The organism is Streptomyces sp. NPDC093568 (assembly GCF_044764945.1).
GTDB lineage: Bacteria > Actinomycetota > Actinomycetes > Streptomycetales > Streptomycetaceae > Streptomyces.
Map to the genome: position 1 here is coordinate 256607 of NZ_JBIWJD010000002.1, position 17894 is coordinate 274500.

Here is a 17894-nt window from a genome sequence, read left to right on the forward strand (position 1 = left end):
CGATGGACAACCTGAACAACCTCATGCAGGGCTTCGCGGACGTCATGGCCCCGCTGAACCTGCTGCTCGCCCTGGTCGGCGTGGTCATCGGCACCGCGGTGGGCGTCCTGCCGGGCATCGGCCCGGCGATGACGGTGGCCCTGCTGCTGCCGATCACCTACGGCATGGAGCCGGTGCAGGCGTTCATCATGTTCGCCGGCATCTTCTACGGCGGCATGTACGGCGGCTCGACGACGTCGATCCTCCTCAACACCCCCGGCGAGTCCTCGTCCGTGGTCACCGCCATCGAGGGCAACAGGATGGCGAAGGCGGGCCGCGCGGCCCAGGCCCTGGCGACGGCGGCGATCGGCTCCTTCGTGGCGGGCACCGTCGGCACCCTGCTGCTGGTCCTGATCACCCCGTTCGTCGTGGACTTCGCGGTGAGCCTGGGCGCCCCCGACTACTTCGCGCTGATGCTGCTGTCGTTCATCGCCGTGACGTCGGTCCTGGGCTCGTCGCGCATCCGCGGCTTCGTCTCCCTGCTCCTCGGCCTGACGATCGGCCTGGTCGGCATCGACACGGTGTCGGGCCAGCAGCGACTCACCCTCGGGATACCGCAGTTGGCCGACGGCATCGACGTCGTCGTGGTCGCGGTCGGCATCTTCGCGGTCGGCGAGGCGCTGTGGGTGGCCGCGCATCTGCGCCGCCGGCCGGCCGAGGTGATCCCGGTGGGCCGCCCGTGGATGGGCCGGCAGGACTGGAAGCGGTCCTGGAAGCCCTGGCTGCGCGGGACGGCGTACGGCTTCCCGTTCGGCGCGCTGCCGGCCGGCGGCGCCGAGATCCCGACGTTCCTGTCGTACGCCACGGAGAAGCGGCTGACCAGGCATCCCGAGGAGTTCGGCAAGGGCGCGATCGAGGGCGTGGCCGGACCGGAGGCCGCGAACAACGCCTCGGCGGCGGGCACCCTGGTCCCGATGCTGGCGATCGGGCTTCCGACGAACGCGACGGCCGCGGTGATGCTGGCGGCCTTCCAGTCGTACGGCATCCAGCCCGGGCCGCTGCTCTTCGAGCGCGAGGCGAGCCTGGTCTGGGTGCTGATCGCGAGCCTGTTCATCGGCAACCTGCTGCTGTTGCTGCTGAACCTCCCGCTGGCCCCGGCGTGGGCGAAGCTGCTCCGGATACCGAGGCCGTACCTCTACGCGGGCATCCTCTTCTTCGCCACGATGGGCGCCTACGCCGTCAACGCCCAGCCGCTCGACCTGTTCATCCTCCTCACCCTGGGCCTGCTCGGCTTCGCCATGCGACGCTTCGGACTGCCGGTCCTGCCGCTGATCGTCGGCGTGATCCTCGGCCCGCGCGCGGAGCTCCAGGGCCGCCGCTCGCTGCAACTGTCCGGCGGCGAGCTGTCGGGGCTGCTCGGCGGGCCGGTGTCCTACACGGTCTACGCCGCGATCGCGCTGGTCCTGCTGTGGCCGCTGGTCGGCAGGTTCGTCAAACGTCCACCGTCCCGTGAGGGAGTAGGAGCATGACCATTCTGGTGGGATACGTCCCCTCCCCCGAGGGCGAGGCGGCTCTGCGCGCGGCGATCGACGAGGCCCGCCGCCGCGACGAGAAACTGCTGGTGGTGAACGCCTCGCGGGGCGACGCGCTGGCGGACCCGCGGTTCGCCCAGGAACCGGACCTGACCCATGTCCGCGAGGACCTCGCGGCCCTGGGCCTCGACTTCGACATCCGTCAGGTCCTCGGCGCCCGCGACGCAGCCGAGGAGATCATCGACCTGGCGGAGACCAAGAGCGTCTCCCTGGTGGTGATCGGCCTCAGGCGGCGCAGCGCGGTCGGCAAGCTGATCATGGGCTCGGCGGCGCAGCAGATCCTGCTGGGCGTGAGCTGCCCGGTCCTCGCGGTGAAGGCGGAGGGCTGACGGTGCTGCGGACCTTCGGCTGGTCGTTCGCCGTCACGGCGCTCGGCCTCGCCTTCGCCGCCTGGCAGTGGGGCTGGGAGGCGTTCGGGATCGTGCTGATCCTCTCCGTCCTGGAGATCTCGCTGTCCTTCGACAACGCGGTCGTCAACGCCGGGATCCTGAAGCGGATGAACGCCTTCTGGCAGCGGATCTTCCTCACCCTGGGCATCCTGATCGCCGTGTTCGGCATGCGGCTGGTCTTCCCGGTGGTGATCGTCGCGATCAGCGCCGAGGTCGGCCCGGTGGAGGCGGTCCGGCTCGCCCTGGACGACCCCGACCGCTATCAGGCCCTGGTCACCGACGCCCATCCGGCGATCGCGGCCTTCGGCGGCATGTTCCTGCTGATGATCTTCCTGGACTTCATCCTGGAGGACCGCGAGATCAAGTGGCTGGCCTGGCTGGAGCGCCCGCTCGCGCGGCTCGGCAGGATCGACATGCTCTCGGTGTGCCTCGCGCTCGTCGCCCTGCTGGCCACGGCGCTGACCTTCGCCGCGCACGCCCACGTCAGCACGGGCCACGCGGACAAGACGGCCACCGTGCTGCTCTCGGGGGTCGCCGGTCTGATCACGTATCTCGTGGTCGGCGGCCTCTCCGCGCACTTCGAGGACCGGATCGAGGCGGAGGAGGAACACGAGCACGAGGAGGAGGAGAAGGCCAGGGCCGAAGGCCGGCCGGTCACCGTGGTGGCCCTCGCCGGGAAGGCCGCGTTCTTCCTGTTCCTGTACCTGGAGGTGCTGGACGCGTCCTTCTCCTTCGACGGCGTGATCGGCGCCTTCGCCGTCACCAACCACATCTTCTGGATGGCCCTCGGCCTCGGGATCGGCGCGATGTACGTCCGCTCCCTCACGGTGTACCTGGTCCGCCAGGGCACCCTCGACGACTACGTCTATCTGGAGCACGGCGCCCACTACGCCATCGGCGCCCTCGCCGCGATCCTGCTGGTCACCATCCAGCACCAGATCAGCGAGATCGTCACCGGCCTGATCGGCGTCGTCCTGATCGCCGCGTCCTTCCTCGCCTCGGTCCGCCGCAACAGGGCCCTGGAGGCCGCCGGGGAGGGCACACAGGGTGACACGGAGGGTGACAAGCGGGGTGATCCGCGACAAACGTGGTCCACGACATAGGCGTTTTCGACCGATTGTGGCTAGCTGGATGTGTTTGCCTCGCGCACAGCGTCGCGTCATCCACGCGCCGTCCCAGTCGATCGCCCGCCCGGGAGACCCATGCGCCTCCGCGTCCCCTCCGCCCCGCCCGCCGCCTCCGCGCGCCGTATCACCTCACTGCCGCCCGTAGCCCTGGCCGGCGGCGCCCTCGCCGTGGGCGTCGGCGGCCTGTATCTCGCCGGGCTGCTGCTCGCGGGCGGGGACATAGAGGCCGGTACTACCGTGCGCGGCGTGGACATCGGCGGGCTGAGCCACGAAGCGGCCGTCCGCAAGCTGGAGGACCGGCTGGGGCCGGCCGCCGCCCGGGACCTGCGGGTGACGATCGGCGACCGCAAGGGCCGGATCGACCCGCGGCAGGTCGGCCTCACCTTCGACTACGACAAGACGGTGGACCGCGCCTCGCGCACCGAGGACGCCGACCCCTTCACCGTGATCGGCGGCCTGTTCAGCTCGGGCGGCTCGGTCGAGCCGGTCGTGGCCGTCGACGAGGACCGGGCCCACGCCGCCCTGAAGAGGGTCGCGAAGTCGGTCGACCAGAAGGTCCGCGAGGGCGCCGTCACCTTCGAGGGCGGCCAGGTGCGGACGATCGCCCCGGTGAACGGGCGGGCACTGGACACCGACGCGGCGATCGACCCCTTGCGCACCGCCTTCCTCAAGGGGGACGCCGACTCCGTCACGGCGCTGCCCACCCGCGAGACCAGGCCGAAGGTCACCGAGCGGGAGGTGCGGCGGGCGGTGCGCGAGTTCGCCGAGCCGGCCATGTCGGCGCCGGTCACGCTCACCGCGGCCGACCTGCGCTTCACGATCGACCAGCCGGTGCTCGGCGAGTACCTGTCGATGCGCCCCGACGCCGCCGGCCGGCTCACCCCGCGGCTGGACCACGAGGGCCTGCGCGCCGACCCCGCCGTCACCCGGCCCCTGTCCTCGCTGCACGCCCGGGCCCGCAACGCCGAGCTGGGTCTGGTCGGCAACCGGGTCGGGGTGGTCCAGGACGGCCGGGCCGGTCACGTCGTCACCGACAAGGCGCTGGGCAAGGCCGTGCTGCCGCTGCTCACCAAGCGGGCCGCCGCCCGCAGCGGCGAGATCGCCACGCTCGTGGCCGAGCCGCAGGTGACCCGTGACAACGTCATGCGGCTCGGGCTGCGCGAGCAGATGTCCTCCTTCACGGTCAACTTCGAACCGGCGCCGTACCGCACCCGGAACATCGGCCGTGCGGTGGAGCTGATCAACGGCTCCGTCGTCATGCCGAACAAGACCTGGAGCTTCAACCGCACCGTCGGCGAGCGCACGGAGGCCAACGGCTTCGTCGACGGCGTCATGATCCTCAACGACGAGTTCACCAAGGCGCCGGGCGGCGGGGTGTCCGCGGTGGCGACCACCGTCTTCAACGCGATGTTCTTCGCCGGCGTCAAACCCGTGGAGTACGGCGCCCATTCCTTCTACATCGAGCGCTACCCGGAGGGCCGCGAGGCGACGGTGGCCTGGGGCAGCCTGGACCTGCGCTTCAAGAACGACTCCGGTCACGCCGTCTACATCCAGGCCCACTCCACCGCCTCGTCCGTCACCGTCAGCTTCCTCGGCACCCGCAAGTACGACGAGATCTCCTCGCTCACGGGCCCGCGCACGAACGTGCGGCAGCCCGAGCGCAAGGTGAACGCCGACAACAGGTGTGTTCCGCAGACCCCGTTGGAGGGCTTCGACGTCACCGTCGTGCGGCAGTTCGTCCAGGACGGCCAGGTGGTGCGACGGGAGCCGTTCCGCACCCACTACAAGCCCCGCGACGAGATCGTTTGTGAGGGTTCCCGGCCGCGGTGAGCGTACGGTGGCCCTCGTGACTTCGCGGCCGCACCGGGACGGCACATGACGGCAGCCGACACGCCTCATGGCCAACGATCGAAATGCCTTGTGCGCGGCCGATGAGCCACGTAGAAAAAGGACGCTCCACCGGTTCTTCACATCAGCGGAAAGGATGTCGATCGCATTGCGTGCGTCAGGCCTGCCTAGGCTCGGCCCCGATGGAAGGGCGATCTACGAGCTGGCACTGACGGGTCCGGGCGTGCTGCCCTCCGCACTTCCGGGGCAGCTGGACCGCGAACCCGACGTGATCGAGAGTGCGCTCGCCGACCTCCAGGCGCTGGGCCTGCTGTGTCCGTCCGACGACGAGACGGGGATGCTGACGGCCGTCAGTCCCGACAGTGCCGCCGCGCAGACGCTGTTCCCGAGAGAGCAGGCGGTGAGCGAGCAGCTCGGCGAGATCGCCGAGGCCCGCGCCGAGATGGAGCGGCTGCGGCCGCTGTACGCCGCCGCGCGCGCCAAGTGGCTGCAGAACAGCGCGATCGAGATACTGCCGAGCCTGCGTGCCGTGCGGAGCGTGCTCAGTGAGCTCGGCGCGGCCTGCACCAGCGAGATGCTCACCTCGCAGCCCGGCGGCGGCCGCCCCACCCCGGTTCTCGAGGAGGCGATCGCCCGGGACGAGGCGATGCTGCGCCGCGGGGTCAAGGTCCGCACGCTCTACCAGCACACGGCCCGCTACAACCAGCCGACCGTCGCCTACGTCGAGCGGGTGGCCCGGCTCGGCGCCGAGGTGCGCACGCTCAGCGACGGGTTCCCGCGCGTGATCGTCTTCGACCGGCAGGCCGCTGTGATCACACTGCACGGGCGTCCCCTGGGCGGGGTCCTGGTGCACGACCAGAGCGTCGTGGACTTCGCGGTCGCCTCCTTCGAGCGGGCCTGGCCGAGTGCCACCCCCTTCACCGCCGAGTACCAGAAGGAGCAGCTGCACGCCCTGTCGACGGAGGTGAAGCAGGACATCACCCGGCTGCTGGTGTCCGGCCTCGACGACCGGGCCATCGCCCGCCGGCTCGGCATGGGTCTGCGCAGCTGTCAGCGCCACATAGCCGAGATCATGGAGCAGTTGGGCGCGCGCAGCCGCTTGCACGCCGGCTATCTGATCGGCCGGGCCGGGCTGCTCGACGACACCGACCCCGAGGGGCACGATCCGTCGGTCGCGGGCACCCCGCCCGCGGTGTTCGACACCGAGGGACTCACCAAGAGGTGACGGGCGGGGCGCTCGCGGACCGGCAGCTCTAGACCGCCGTGGGCAGGGGCACGTCGGCCACCGGTTCGATCCGGGGGTCGGCGAGTCTCAGGTAGTCCCCGGTGCGCAGGGCCACCGACCGGTCCAGACGGGCCGCGTTGAAGAAGATCTCCTCATGGCCCAGCAGGTCCGGGTCGACGAGCAGGTCGAGCCCGGGGTCGAAGCTGAACGGCATGATCGAGCCGCTGACGCTGCCCGCGAGCCGCTCGGCGACGTCCCGGGCCGCGAAGGCCGCGTCCGTGCCGTCGTAGAGACCGCGCACCCGGTCGAGGTCGGCCCGGCGGTCGCCCGGCACGACGGTCAGCACGTAGCGCCGGTGCTTCTTGCCGAGTCCGACCCTGATGACCAGGCACTTGGCGGCCTGCTCCAGCCGGTGGCCGCGCAGCCGGGACGCGAGGTCGGTGCGGCCCTCGGGGGCGTGGTGGATGAGCCGGTAGCGCGCGTCGGCGCCGTCCAGGAGGCTGATCAGCCGGCTGTAGGCGTCCTCGGTCACCGTCGGCCCGCTCATCAGGCGTCCGGGGTGCGCGCGTGGAAGACGGTGCCGGTCGAGGCGCCGGTGCCCAGGTTGATGACATCCACGCGGGAGTCCGTGCGGGTCGCCCGGACGAAGACGCCGCCGCTGACGGTGGCGGTGGTGAACACGCCCCACACCGGCGTCCACGGCACCAGGGTGCCGTCCTCGTCGGCGCAGTACTCGGGGACGGGGCGGATGCGCCGCTGCAGGACGTACGGGCCGTCGACGGCGTCCCGCACCCGCTCGGCCCACTCCTCGGAGGTGAGGCCCTCCTGCCAGCCGAGCAGCACCGCCTTGCCGCCGTGTCCCAGGGTCGCCTTCAGCACCAACTCCTCCTGGTGCTCGACGGCGTGGGCGAGGAGGTCGACGCGGCTGCCGTCCTCCAGGGTGACCTCGCCCTCGCGCACGGTCCGGGTCCAGGGCAGGATCCGGTCCAGGGCGGCCAGCTCCCGCGGGTCGAACAGATGGCGGTTGGCCTCGTCGGAGAGCATCGCCAGGGCCGCCTTGCAGCCGAACAGTTCGGCGTCCATCGGCGTGAAGATCTTCACCTCGCCGCGCTCGGCGGCGTCCAGGACCGGGTCCATCAGCGCCACCGCGTCCGGCGCCGAGGCGACGTCCTCCAGCATGAACAGCCGGTTGACGATGTCCACCCGGTGCTCACCGAGCCAGAGGCCGCCGTCGCGGGCCTCCAGCTCGCCGATGTGGCAGGCGTGCGCGTCCATGCCGAGCGTGCTCCAGTGCTCGGCGACCGCCCGCATGTACGGCGCGAGCGACTCGTAGCTCTCGGGCCAGTCGGTGATCGCGATCACCGGGCGGCTGCCGGGCTCGATCCCGCACTCCAGGCGGATCGTGTCCAGGTGGGCCCGCATGGTGTCGACGTGGTCCAGGTCGTGCTCCTCGACGAACTCCTTCATCCGCGCGTCGTTGAGGAGGGCGCGGTTGATGTGGACCATGTCCGAACCGCCGATGGCGCTGCCCATGTTGTACTCCATCAGCCGGAACCCGCCCTCGTCCGCGTAGAGGTCGGAACGGCTGAACCGAGTGACACTGGTGCCCCGTCCGCGCAGCACACAGCGGATCTGGTCGTCGTTCATGCCGAGGGCGCGGGCGAACGCCGCGAGGTCGCCGTCGAACAGCCGGTCGGGCAGACTGATCAGGGCGCTGCGCAGCACGTCCAGGTCGGCGAGCAGGCGCCGGCGTTCGTCCGCCTCGATGAAGAGCGGGCGGGTCAGCAGGCACCCCCGGTAGAAGATCCGCACCAGCTCCGACTGCGGATCCACCGGGACCGGCGTGGGCACGGCCTTGAGGAACTGCGCGGTGAGCGCGTTGCGAGCCACGTGAATACCCTTCGAGGAATGAGGTCGGCCAACGGGCCTACGGCGACGTCGAGTTGGCGCCGGCGGTGATGACCAGGTAGCAGTAGTCGTCGAGCATCTTGGGCAGCGGGCGGGACGGGCGGCCGAGCGTCTCGGCGAAGGCGAGCGCGTCCTCGACGCCGATGCCCAGCCTCGCCTCGGTGAGCAGGCGGGCCGCCCAGTCCCGGCCGAGCCGCTGGTGCGCCGCGTACGCGGCTCCGTCGCGGGCGCCGTGCAGATGTGCGGCGATGGCCTCGTCCCACGGCATCAGCGTGTGCGGGCGCAGGGCGTGCAGGGCCTTGGCGGCGGCGGTCGGGCCGAGGGCGCGCACGCGCCCGGTGGCGGGAGACAGGGCCGCGGGCGCCGCGGCCAGTTCGGTGAAGCAGTCGCCGAGCGCGCCGACTTCGTCGTCGGTGAGCTCGGAAAGGGCGCGGCGGGGAAGGTCCGCGCCCCGGCTCCGCCACCAGGCGGCCAGCCCCTCGTCGAAGGGGTCCGGCTCGCCGGGCTTGGGATACCGGATGCGGCAGCCCGCCGCGTTGAGCCAGCGCAGCAACGCCTTGCGGTGCGCGGGCTCGGCGAGGTCGGGCCGCTCTCCGGTGGCGGACATGTAGTCGTGCCAGATCTCGTCGACCCGCGTGTACTGCGCGAACCGCTGTACCGCGTCGGTCAACAAGGCCTGGTTCATGGGAAGTTGGGGCACGACTACTCCTCGGAGGGGGGCGGGGCGGTGATCACCGGGACAGAATGTAGCCGTCCTGCGGGCGGTGGCCGCGCGAGCGGCGCAGGTCGGTGAGCACGAAGGTGCGCTGCAGCCAGCGGTCGTTGCCGTCGTAGCGGGGGGAGAACGCGGTACGGCCGTGCAGCGTCACCCGGTTGTCGACGATCGCCAGATCGCCGGCGGCCAGCCGGATGGTGTACGACACGTCGTCGAGTGCCTTCTCCAGGGTGCGCAGCGCCTCTTCGGCGCGCGGGGTCAGACCGGTGGTGGCGGCGAAGTCGACCCGGACGTCGGGGTCGTGGGGGTCGCCGAACAGGATCGGGTGGGCCGGGGTCTCCTCGTCCTGCGCGCCGAAGGACGGCGGCGGCTGCGTGGAGAACTCCGGGGCGGACAGCGCCTCGACGACGGCCGGCGGCAGCAGCGGCAGCGCCTCGCGGATGCCCGCGGTGCGCAGCCCGGCCTCGCTCTCGTGGTCGGCGCGCAGGCACAGCAGCATCACGTGGTCGGGGCGGTGCTCGTGGAAGGCGTTCTCGTTGTGCATCATCAGCGCCACCGAGCCGGCGTTGCCCTGGAAGGTCTCCTGGCCCGGCACGGGCACGACGTCCTGAACGAGGGCGCCGGACTTCTCGGCCCGGAACGCGGCCGGGTCGCCCAGTCCGCAGGCCGTCATCATCAGCACCGCGGCCGGCACGCTGACCTCGCGCTGGACGGACCCCTTCACGATCGGCGTGGGCGGCAGTGCGGTGGCGTCGACCGGCAGGCCGCGGATCAGGAGCGCGCCGGTGGGGCCGGAGTCGCGGCGGTACTCGCGGGCGGTGCGGCGCAGCGAGGCCGGCAGTTCCTCCCACGCGGCCCGTGCGGCGGCCACCCAGCGCGGGTCGTCCACGTCCGGCAGCGTTCTGCACAGGTCGCGGGCGGCGGCCTCGATGCGGGCCGTGTCGTCGGGGGTCAGGGCGAACACCGCCGGGTTGGACCGGGTGGGTATGCCTGCTGTTGCGGTCACTTCATCACCATTTCTGTACGTGGAGCGGCGTGCGTCCGGCGTGCCGACACACGGTCGATCAGGGTCAGAGCGGGAGCGGTGAGCATGGTGGTGACGAGCGTCATCACCACGAGCATGGTGAAGACGGTGGGGGTGATGACCCCCAGCTGGAGACCGACACCGAGCACCACCAGCTCGGTGAGGCCGCGGCAGTTCATGAGGGCGCCGAGGGAGAAGGAGTCCTGCCAGCCGAATCCGGTCAGCCGCGCGGCGCCCGTGCTGCCGACCCACTTGGCGAGGATGGCGACGGCCGTGATCAGCGCGCACCAGGCCCACAGCGTGGGGTCGTCGCCGATCAGCCGGAACTCGGTGCGCAGGCCGGACTGGACGAAGAACAGCGGGAGCAGCATGACCAGGGTCAGCGAGCGCATCTTGTCCACCGCGCTCGCCACCACGGCGTTGTCCCGCGGCACGACCGCGCCGAACAGGAAGGCGCCGAAGATCGCGTGGATGCCGATCCATTCGGTGGTGAACGCGGCCAGCAGGATCCCGGACAGCAGCACCGGCAGGGCGCTCCGGCCGGCCGGCCACCGCTCGACGGCGCGGGCCAGCATCGGCCGCAGGGCGAACCACACCGCGCAGATGAACGCCACGCTCAGCGCCGCGGTCAGCAGGACCGAGAGCGGCGAGCCGCCCTTGGCCAGCGCGGTCACCAGGGCCAGCAGGCACCAGGCGGTGATGTCGTCGACGGCCGCGCAGGTCAGCGCGAGTGCCCCGACCGGGGTGCGGTCGATCTTCCGGTCGGTGAGGATGCGGGCGAGCACCGGGAAGGCGGTGATGCTCATGGACACCGCGATGAACAGGGCGAACGTCGGGAAGCTGACGTTCTTCTCGGCGAACCGGTCGTACATGGCGAAGGCGAGCAGCACCCCGCCGAGCAGCGGTATGGCGATGCTGACGTTGCTCACGAGGACGGCGGAGCGGCCGCGGTCGCGGACGTGCCGCAGGTTGAGCTCGTAGCCGACCAGGAACATGAACAGGACCAGGCCGAGCTGCGCGAGCGCGTTGATCACCGGCAGCATTTCCGCGGGGAACAGCCAGTGCTGTCCGTCGGGCCAGACCGCGCCCAGCAGCGAGGGGCCCAGTGCGATGCCGGTGAGGATCTCGCCGATGACCGGGGGCTGGCCCAGCCGGCGGGCCAGCCGGCCGGCCAGCAGGCAGCACACCATCATGACCGGCAGGGCGAGCAGCAGATGCCCCGTCAGCTCCAGCTTCGGGAGCCCGATGGCCAGGTCAGTGGCCATCGGAGGCGCCCTGTTCATCCGTGAAGTACCAGTTCTCGGGGTTGATGAAGCCGAGCGGGTTGATCGGCTCGACGCCCTGCAGGGTGTTGGCGACCTCGAAGACGCGCAGCGGGAAGTTGGGCATCCAGATCACCGGGACCTGCTCCGCCAGGTAGTCCTGGTAGGCGTACAGGTCGGCGAGGTCGTCGCTGGTGACCGTCTTCTCGATCAGCTCGTCGGTGACCGGGTCCGAGTAGCTTCCGAAGTTGCAGCCGGCGCCGGTGCGGTAGAGCAGTTCGCCGGTGGGGTGGAAGTTCGGCCCGTACACCCAGCCGCCGTTCCAGCAGGACAGCTCCCAGGTGGTGGTGCCGGTGGTGTCCTGGCCGACCAGGACGGAGGGGTGCACCTCTTCGAGGACCAGCTCGATGCCGGCCCGGGCGGCGTCGTCGCGGAACTTGCGCAGCAGCCGGGTCAGGGTCTTCTCGTGCCCGGAGGCGTACCGCAGCGTGACCGTCAGCGGGGTGCCCTCGGGGATGCCCTCGCCGGCCTGGCCGGCGCCGGTGCCCGGGTTGACGCAGACGGCCGGCGTGACGGAGGTGTCCCAGCCGTTCTCGTCCAGCAGCCGGCGGGCCTTGTCCACGTCGAAGGGGAACGGGTTGGACTTCTGGGCCGGCGACAGCAGCTCGGTGGCCGGCAGGGCCGGGACCGGGCCGTACGTCGGATAGCCGTAGCCCTGGTAGATCTCCTGGAAGGAGCCGTCCTGGTCGAGGCAGGTCTGCAGGGCCTGCCGGAAGTACAGCTGGCGGAAGATCTTCCCGGCGATCGTCGGGTTGGAGAAGTTGAACGGGAAGTAGTGGATGGCGTACAGGATCTGCGGGACGATCCGGTAGTGCTCGGCCAGCGGGTTGGGGCCGCCGGTCGTCGGGTCGGCGGTCGGCTCGGTGATCCGGTCGAAGGGCAGGAAGCCCATGTGGATGGCGTCCGGGCCGTCCGGGCCCTGCTCCAGCCACTGGTACTGCTGCTCGTCGGTGTCGGTGGGCACCAGGCGGAACTCGTCGGCGTACGGCTTGTTGGGGCCGGAGTAGGACGGGTTGGGCACCATCCGGACCAGGCCGTCCATCGCGTACTCGGCCAGCTTCCAGGGGCCGTTGACGACCGACCAGACCGGGCTGTCGGCCCAGCGGGTGCGGTGCCTGTTGTCCTCCGCGTAGACGTCGCCGTTCTGCGCCATCAGGTAGTCGTAGACGGCGTACGCGTCGTCCTTGTTACGGGTGGCGTCGGCCGGCCCGTCGGCGGTGCGGTCCCAGGCCTTGGGCAGCGGGGTGATCAGGCTGAACTGGTTCATCAGGACCCAGTTGCGCGCGTACGCCTTGTCGAAGGTGAAGCGGACCTTGTCCTCGGCGACCTTCTCGTAGGAGGTCAGGTTGTCCGGGAAGAAGCCCGGCACATAGCCGCCGTACTCCTCCTTCTTCGCCTCCAGCAGATGCATCCAGAGCATCACGCCGTCCGCGTTCACCGTCTCGCCGTTGGACCACTTGTACGGCTTGACGGTGAGGGTGGCGGTGCGGCCGTCCTCGCTCCACTCGGGCGGCTCGGCCATGCTCAGCTCGTAGTCGACGCTCGCGTCGCCCTTGGTGCCGTACCAGTACAGCGGCCGGTACATGAGCATCTGGAACTCGTAGAGGCTGCGGGCGCCGAACCGGCCCGGGGGCAGCAGCGGGAAGATGCAGGCGGGCGGGAAGCCGGGGGTGCAGGCCCAGCTGATGGTGCCGCCCTTGCGGGGAGTCCGGGTCATGACTGTCCTCGGTCGGTGGAAGTGGCGTCGCGGGGGAGCTCTTCGATGCAGGAGGTGCCGCTGTCGGCGTCGGGGCCGTAGCGCTCCCAGGTCTCGTGCAGCCGGATCCGGCCGTCGGGCAGGACCTCGGGGACGCTCTCGCAGCGTCCGGAGACGGTCCGCCCGTCGGACAGCACCATCGTGTAGGCGAAGGTGAGCTTGCCGTCGGGGCCGGCGAGACCGGTCAGGGACCCGCGGCGGACGTCCGCGCCCGCGGAGGAGCCCCAGACCAGGTCGCCGTCCTGGCGGTAGTGGGCGACGGGGGCCTCGGGGCCGGCCGTCACCTTCCTGAACCGTTTGCCGTCGTAGTTGATCACTTTGCGCTCCGTGGCTGGTGGGGTCGCTCAGGCGGCGTCGCGCAGCTCCAACGTGCAGCACTTGACGCTGCCGCCGGCCTTGAGCAGCTCGGACAGGTCCACGCCGCGTGGCTCGAAGCCCCGCGCGCGCAGTTCGTCGATGAGGTGGGTCGCCGCCTGCGGCAGCAGGACGTTGCGGCCGTCGCTGAAGGCGTTGAGGCCGAAGACCGCGGCGTCCGCGTCGGTCGCGAGGATCGCGTCCGGGTACAGCTCGCGCAGCACGGCCCGGCTGCCCGGCGTGAACGCGGCGGGGTAGTACATGACTTCGGTGTCGGACAGCACCGCGAGCGCGGTGTCCAGGTGGTAGAACTCCGGGTTGACCAGGGTCAGTCCGGTGACCGGGACCCCGAAGAACTCCTGTGCCTCGGCGTGCGAGCGGGGGTCGGTGCGAAAGCCCGTGCCGGCCAGCAGCCGGCGTCCGGCCAGCAGGTAGTCGCCCTCACCCTCGTTGATGTACTCCGGCCACAGCAGCTCCTTGAAGCCCTGGCCGCGGAACCAGTCGAGGTAGGCGGGCCCCTCGGCGGTGCGCTCGGCGTGCCGGAAGCGCGCGCCGAGCACCTTGCCGTCGACGACGGTGGCGCCGTTGGCGGCGAACACCATGTCGGGCAGCCCGGCCAGCGGCTCGATCACCTCGACGGTGTGCCCCAGCTCCTCGTACAGCGCGCGCAGGTTCTCCCACTGGGCGAGCGCGAGCTCGGTGTCGACGGGCTTCTCCGGGTGCATCCACGGGTTGATCGAGTAGTGCACGTCGAAGTGGCTGGGGCGGCACATCAGCAGCCTGCGCCGGGTCACGGTGCGGGCGCCGGCGACGGTCTCGTGGACGGTCTGGCGCGGCAGGATCGGTTCGGTGTACGGCATCGGAGTTCTCTCCCTGGGGTGTGGGAACGGGTGGGGCGGGTGACGGTGGGTCAGTGCGTCAGCCGTACGTCGATGGCGCGGGCGAGATCTGTCGCCGTGCTCATCGCGTCCTCGAAGGAGGTGCCGGTGACGCCGAGGAAGCCGAGGATGGAGTTGCCCTCCGGGGGACGGCGGATGATGTCCCCGGGACGGGCCGTGATCTTGAAGAAGAACACCTTGTCGGAGCCGGTGACCTCGTCCGGGACAACGACCTCCTCGATCTGCCCGGAGTCGCACAGCAGCGCCATGCCGGCGATGTGCACGCCGGTCGGGGTGTACGGACCGGTCTTCGGGGCGACCCCGCGGGCGGTGTCCATCAGGGTCCGGATCGGGCAGTGGTCCGCGGTCAGCCGGGCGATGTGGTCGAGGCCGCCGCCGCCGGGCCGGATCGCGATCTCCAGGATGTGCGGGGCGCCCTGGTGGTAGCGGACCTCGGCGTGCAGCGTGCCGTGGGTGACGCCCTGGGCGCGGACACCGGCCCGGACCGCCTGGTGCAGGGCCTCGATCTGGTCCGGGGCGAGCGAGGTCGGCGCGGCGTGCACGTCGTCGTCGAAGGTGTCGCCCTCGACGGTGACGCGGTCCACGATCGAGCCGAGGTACACCTCGCCGTCCCAGGCGACCGCCTCGCACAGGAACTCCCGGCCGTCCAGGAAGGACTCAACCAGCAGGCCCTGCGGCCCGAGGTCGATGCCGTGGGCCTCCATCCGGTACCAGGACATGTCGTCGATGCCCGCCAGCGCCTGCGGGAAGCGCTCGGCCATGTCGTCCGCGTTCTCGATGCGGAAGACGAAGTTGCTGGCCGCGCCCAGCGTCGGCTTGAGGATCACCGGGTAGCCGAACTCCTCGGCCGCGGCGAGCGCGTCGGTGAGCTCGGGCACGAAGCGGAAGTGCGGGATGGGGGCCCCGCCCTTCTCGTGGGCCTGGCGCATCAGGTACTTGTTGCGGCTGGTGCGGGCGGCCTCCACGCCGACGCCGGGCAGCCCCAGCGCCTCGGCGACCGCGGCCACGGTCACCACGCCGGCCTCGGAGAAGGTCAGGACGCCCTCGAAGCGCTCCTCCTCGTGCCAGGCGCGGGCGGCGGCGACGATGTCGTCGATCTGCTGGGAGCCGACGACGCGGTAGCGCTCGGCGGGCCAGTAGTCGTCCTCGCCCAGGCCGTTGAGTACGTACAGGTCGGCCCCGAACTCCTCCACCTGCCCGTAGCGCGACAGGTAGTAGTTCGCGTTCTGCAGAGCTTCGACGGCGAGCAGTTTCATGGCTCGTGCTCCTTCCTTCGGTCAGTTGGTGGGCTGCGGGGCCACGGCCGCGTCGGCCGCGTCCGTCGCGCCGGGCAGGTCGGGGGCGGTGGTGGCGGCGGCCTTCGCCCGGGCCGCGCCCTCCTGCTGTGCGTAGAAGCCGCGCATGGTGGCGATCGCGACCAGCGGGACCACGCCGATCAGCACGGACAGCGCCCAGAACGCGGAGGCCACCGAGTGGTGGTCGGCGAGGTACGAGAGGGAGATCGTGACGACGAGGCCGGCCGCGAGGCTCACCGCGTTGACGGTGCCGAACACCCGGCCCGAGCGGCTGTCCTCGATGGCGCGCATCAGCAGGGTCCGCGAGGAGATCGCCGCGAAGCCGAAGGAGAACGCGGCGAACGGGATCGCCGCCATCAGTCCGGCGATGTGGAACGGCTCGACGGCGATCAGTGCCGCGTTGCCGAAGAAGCCGAAGGCGGCCAGCGTCAGGTTGGAGAACCGGTGCGAGACCCGCTTGTAGACGGCCGCGCCGATCAGCATGCCCACTCCGGCCAGCGCGTCGACCAGACCGAAGATGCCTTCCCTCTGCTTGAACACCTGGATGACGAGGACGACGAGCAGCACGTTGCTGACGGTGATGTTGACGCTTCCGACCGCCAGCAGCAGCCCCAGGCGCTTGACCGGTCCGCCGGTCGCCGGCGCCTCGGCCTCGGCCTCGGCGGCGTCGGCCGCGCTCACCGCGGGCCTGTTGCCGAGCAGGACCCAGCAGACCGCGGAGAACGCGAAGGTGACGGCGTTGAAGTAGAACATCGGCATCAGGCCGAAGATCTGGATCAGGAAGCCGCCGACGGCCGCCGACAGCAGCGAGCCGGCCTGTGTGGACATCGAGAAGTTGGCGTTGAACGGGCCGAGCCGCTCGTAGCGCACGCGCTCGCGCACCAGCGCGTTGCTCGCGGGGTTGAACAGCGCCGCGATCATCGACAGGCCGAAGGTGACCGCGTAGGCCGTGTACTGGGTCGACGCCCCCAGCGCGATGGCGACGGGCAGCGCCAGCGCGACCACCGCGCTCGCCACGTCGCACACCAGGCACATCACCCGCCGGTCGAACCGGTCGACGAGGCGCCCGAAGGGCACCGAGAGCAGCACCTGCGGAATGGCCATCACGATGAACAGCCAGCCCACCGACAGCGCGGTCTGCTGCTCCTCCAGCACCAGCAGGGAGGCGCCCAGCAGCTGGATGCCGTTGCCCAGGTAGGTGACGAAGTTCGCCGGGAGGATCAGCCACTCGGCGCGGTCGGCCTTGGGCGGCCCTCCCGCCTGGTCGGCCTTGGCGGACGTTGCCGTGGTCATGGTGCGACTCCTGTTGTCGACTGGTGGGGGGAGGTGGCCCGGACGGCCAGATCGCCGGGCAACCGGACGGGGTGGTCGACCGCGGTCAGGCCGGTGGGCACCCGCGGTCCGGTGCCCAGGGCCCGGCGGGCCAGCGAACGGGCGATCAGCGGTGCGAACTTGAACGAGGACCCGCCACAGGCGGCGTAGATCCACGCGTTGTCGTCGCCCAGCTGCCCGAGGACCGGGCCGTGGGTCTCCCGGTCGGCGAGGTAGTAGCTGTCCTCGGCCCGTTCGATCCACTCGGCACGGAAGCCGGCCAGCAGGGAGGTGAAGTGCAGCACCAGGCGGGTCTGCACATCGCGGGGTGCGACGCGGTCGCCGGTCCGCTCGACCGGGCGGCAGGCGACGGCCGCGCTCAGCTTCAGCGGGGCGCCGCCCACCGGCGGCACCAGCCAGGCGCCCTCGGCGGTGCCGAGCGAGGGGATGGCCGGGGTCCGTTCCCACACCTCGCGCATGGACCCGGGCACCGCGCACATCAGCTGGGTCTGCCGGTACAGCGTCAGACCGGAGGACTCTGGGCCGAGCAGCTCGCGCGACCACAGGCCGGCGGCCACCACCACGGCGTCGCCGCGCAGGACCGTGCCGTCCTCGAGGCGCACCAGGCCGAACGGCGCCTCGACGCCGGTCACCCGGTGCCGCGGCAGCAGCTTCACGCCCGGCCGGGCGGCCAGCACCGCGGCGGTGCCGGCCAGGATCCGGTCGGCGAGCAGCACGCCGCCGTCGCGTTCGAGGACGGCCCGGCTGCCGCGCGGCAGTCGCAGCTGCGGATACCGCTCGGCGGTCTCGCCTTCGCTCAGCCGGCGCGCGCCCGGCAGTTCGGCGAAGGTGGCCGCCGAGGCCTCGGGGTCGTCCGGCCCCAGCACGGTGAGCGCGCCCACCCGGTGGTAGACGGTCGTGCCCAGCCGGGACTCCACCTCGGCCCACCGGTGGTGGGCCTCGATGGCGGCGGCGGCCTCCGCCGGGCCCGGGTGCAGGGCGCGCAGCACCCGGTGCCGGTCGTAGGAGGTGGCCTCCGGGTTGGGTATCCCGCCCCGGTCCACGACGCTGACCTCGGCGCCGGCCAGGGAGCACTCCAGCGCGGTGAGGAGGCCGATGACCCCGCCGCCCACGACGATGATCCGCACGA

16 protein-coding genes are annotated in these 17894 nt (G+C 71.3%); 5 read left to right on the plus strand and 11 right to left on the minus strand.

The features are described from left to right. Positions 1 to 2: 2 nt before the first annotated feature. The 5 genes from ACIRD7_RS10670 to ACIRD7_RS10690 all read left to right on the plus strand — a co-directional run bounded on the left by ACIRD7_RS10670 (position 3) and on the right by ACIRD7_RS10690 (position 6160). Positions 3 to 1508 (plus strand): tripartite tricarboxylate transporter permease, encoded by a 1506-nt coding sequence (locus ACIRD7_RS10670; protein WP_403452158.1) that lies wholly within the window; start codon positions 3 to 5, stop codon positions 1506 to 1508. After that, complete coding sequence (locus ACIRD7_RS10675) at positions 1505 to 1900, plus strand: universal stress protein (protein WP_403452160.1); 396 nt, start codon at positions 1505 to 1507, stop codon at positions 1898 to 1900. The genes ACIRD7_RS10670 and ACIRD7_RS10675 overlap by 4 nt, the downstream gene beginning before the upstream one ends. A 2-nt stretch (positions 1901 to 1902) precedes the next feature. Further along, positions 1903 to 3063, plus strand: a complete 1161-nt coding sequence (locus ACIRD7_RS10680) for a DUF475 domain-containing protein (RefSeq protein WP_403452161.1) — start codon at positions 1903 to 1905, stop codon at positions 3061 to 3063. A 99-nt stretch (positions 3064 to 3162) separates the two neighbouring features. Beyond that, a complete protein-coding gene (locus ACIRD7_RS10685) occupies positions 3163 to 4917 on the plus strand; it encodes a VanW family protein (protein ID WP_403452163.1) in 1755 nt (584 codons plus the stop codon). A 166-nt stretch (positions 4918 to 5083) separates the two neighbouring features. Beyond that, complete coding sequence (locus ACIRD7_RS10690) at positions 5084 to 6160, plus strand: helix-turn-helix transcriptional regulator (RefSeq protein WP_403452165.1); 1077 nt, start codon at positions 5084 to 5086, stop codon at positions 6158 to 6160. Between the two features lie 28 nt (positions 6161 to 6188). Here ACIRD7_RS10690 and ACIRD7_RS10695 read toward each other — a convergent pair whose 3' ends face one another. Genes ACIRD7_RS10695 through ACIRD7_RS10745 form a run of 11 tightly spaced genes read right to left on the minus strand, consistent with a single transcriptional unit; the run spans position 6189 to position 17892 of the window. Then, positions 6189 to 6707, minus strand: coding sequence for a YbaK/EbsC family protein (locus ACIRD7_RS10695; protein WP_403452167.1), 519 nt, complete (start codon positions 6705 to 6707; stop codon positions 6189 to 6191). After that, entirely contained in the window at positions 6707 to 8050 is a 1344-nt protein-coding gene (locus ACIRD7_RS10700; RefSeq protein WP_403452169.1) for a hypothetical protein, read from the minus strand. Before ACIRD7_RS10700 ends, ACIRD7_RS10695 begins: the two co-directional genes overlap by 1 nt. Positions 8051 to 8087: 37 nt before the next feature. Then, the gene (locus ACIRD7_RS10705; protein ID WP_403452171.1) at positions 8088 to 8768 is read right to left on the minus strand and encodes a hypothetical protein; all 681 of its coding nucleotides are present in this window, start codon (positions 8766 to 8768) and stop codon (positions 8088 to 8090) included. A gap of 31 nt (positions 8769 to 8799) precedes the next feature. Then, positions 8800 to 9789 carry a TauD/TfdA family dioxygenase gene (locus ACIRD7_RS10710; RefSeq protein ID WP_403452173.1) on the minus strand — a complete coding sequence of 330 codons (990 nt, stop codon included), beginning with the start codon at positions 9787 to 9789 and terminating at the stop codon, positions 8800 to 8802. Next, positions 9786 to 11072 (minus strand): cation:proton antiporter, encoded by a 1287-nt coding sequence (locus ACIRD7_RS10715; RefSeq protein ID WP_403452175.1) that lies wholly within the window; start codon positions 11070 to 11072, stop codon positions 9786 to 9788. Before ACIRD7_RS10715 ends, ACIRD7_RS10710 begins: the two co-directional genes overlap by 4 nt. Next, positions 11062 to 12846 carry an ABC transporter substrate-binding protein gene (locus ACIRD7_RS10720; protein WP_403452177.1) on the minus strand — a complete coding sequence of 595 codons (1785 nt, stop codon included), beginning with the start codon at positions 12844 to 12846 and terminating at the stop codon, positions 11062 to 11064. The genes ACIRD7_RS10715 and ACIRD7_RS10720 overlap by 11 nt, the downstream gene beginning before the upstream one ends. Continuing rightward, complete coding sequence (locus ACIRD7_RS10725; RefSeq protein ID WP_403452179.1) at positions 12843 to 13202, minus strand: hypothetical protein; 360 nt, start codon at positions 13200 to 13202, stop codon at positions 12843 to 12845. Before ACIRD7_RS10725 ends, ACIRD7_RS10720 begins: the two co-directional genes overlap by 4 nt. A gap of 27 nt (positions 13203 to 13229) precedes the next feature. Then, a complete protein-coding gene (ddaH, locus tag ACIRD7_RS10730) occupies positions 13230 to 14099 on the minus strand; it encodes a dimethylargininase (protein ID WP_403452181.1) in 870 nt (289 codons plus the stop codon). A gap of 50 nt (positions 14100 to 14149) precedes the next feature. Continuing rightward, a complete protein-coding gene (locus ACIRD7_RS10735) occupies positions 14150 to 15394 on the minus strand; it encodes an ATP-grasp domain-containing protein (protein ID WP_403452183.1) in 1245 nt (414 codons plus the stop codon). A 21-nt stretch (positions 15395 to 15415) separates the two neighbouring features. Continuing rightward, positions 15416 to 16726 carry an MFS transporter gene (locus ACIRD7_RS10740; RefSeq protein ID WP_403452185.1) on the minus strand — a complete coding sequence of 437 codons (1311 nt, stop codon included), beginning with the start codon at positions 16724 to 16726 and terminating at the stop codon, positions 15416 to 15418. Continuing rightward, positions 16723 to 17892, minus strand: coding sequence for an FAD-dependent oxidoreductase (locus tag ACIRD7_RS10745; protein ID WP_403452187.1), 1170 nt, complete (start codon positions 17890 to 17892; stop codon positions 16723 to 16725). The genes ACIRD7_RS10740 and ACIRD7_RS10745 overlap by 4 nt, the downstream gene beginning before the upstream one ends. Positions 17893 to 17894: the final 2 nt, after the last annotated feature.